This is a genomic window from Adlercreutzia muris, from assembly GCF_008831045.1.
Lineage (GTDB): Bacteria > Actinomycetota > Coriobacteriia > Coriobacteriales > Eggerthellaceae > Adlercreutzia > Adlercreutzia muris.
Window position 1 is genome coordinate 1 of sequence record NZ_WAJS01000081.1, and the last position, 1,101, is coordinate 1,101.

Consider the following 1,101-nt stretch of genomic DNA (forward strand, 5'->3'; position numbering starts at 1 on the left):
TCGGGGTGCTTTTCACCTTTCCCTCACGGTACTGGTTCGCTATCGGTCACAGGAGAGTGTTCAGCCTTGGAGGGTGGTCCCCCCGGCTTCGGACCGGGTTTCACGTGCCCGGCCCTACTCGGGATGCGCAACTGAGGTCCGCATGGTTTCGCGTACGGGGCTCTCACCCGCTGCGGCCGGCCCTTCCATGCCGTTCCGCTACCATGTGGATTTGTAACCTCACGCGGGAGGGCAGCCCCCGCACGTGCGTCCCGCAACCCCCGGGCGGCAACGCCTGCCGCTTACACGCGCCCGGGTTTGGGCTGGTGCGCTTTCGCTCGCCGCTACTCGCGCAATCTCGGTTGATTTCTCTTCCTCGGGGTACTTAGATGTTTCAGTTCCCCCGGTTGCCTCCCTCATCCCTATCTGATTCAGGATGGGGTACCTGGGCATGGCCCCAGGTGGGTTCCCCCATTCGGAGACCTGCGGATCAAGGTGTGTTTGCCACTCCCCGCAGATTATCGCAGCTTGCCGCGTCCTTCGTCGACTTCCTGTGCCAAGGCATCCGCCGTGCGCCCTCGGTATCTTCTTCCGATCTCAAGGTCGCATGGGGGGCCAAAGGGTAGGAAGGCCCCCCACGGTATCGTCCATTGGATTGTTGAGAATTTCTCTATCCGTCGTATAACATACGTTCGCGATCGTGATGAATCGTCTTGTCCATGATGCGAACACCCATCGAACACTCTAAAGCAAAGCTTCAGGAATTGATGTTGGTGTTGATCATGATCGTGACAATGTATCTCGTCACGCGCTATGCAGCTGTCAAGGTGCGCGGGGGCCGCTCTCGCGGAGCCCTCGCAGCCGGATGCTGAGAGACGGGCGACGGTCTAGGCCTCTCCCTAGAAAGGAGGTGATCCAGCCGCACCTTCCGGTACGGCTACCTTGTTACGACTTCACCCCCCTTACCCTCCACACCTTCGACGCCTCCGCCCCCAGGGGGTTCGGCCGGCGGCTTCGGGTGCAGACGACTCGGGTGGTGTGACGGGCGGTGTGTACAAGGCCCGGGAACGTATTCACCGCGGCGTGCTGATCCGCGATTACTAGCAACTCCGGCTTCACGCA

General features: G+C 61.2%; 2 rRNA genes. Both read right to left on the reverse strand.

The features are described 5' to 3' along the window. Window positions 1–571, reverse strand: a 23S ribosomal RNA gene (locus F8D48_RS11455); the annotation flags it as partial. 311 nt (window positions 572–882) lie between these two features. Further along, window positions 883–1,101, reverse strand: a 16S ribosomal RNA gene (locus F8D48_RS11460); the annotation flags it as partial.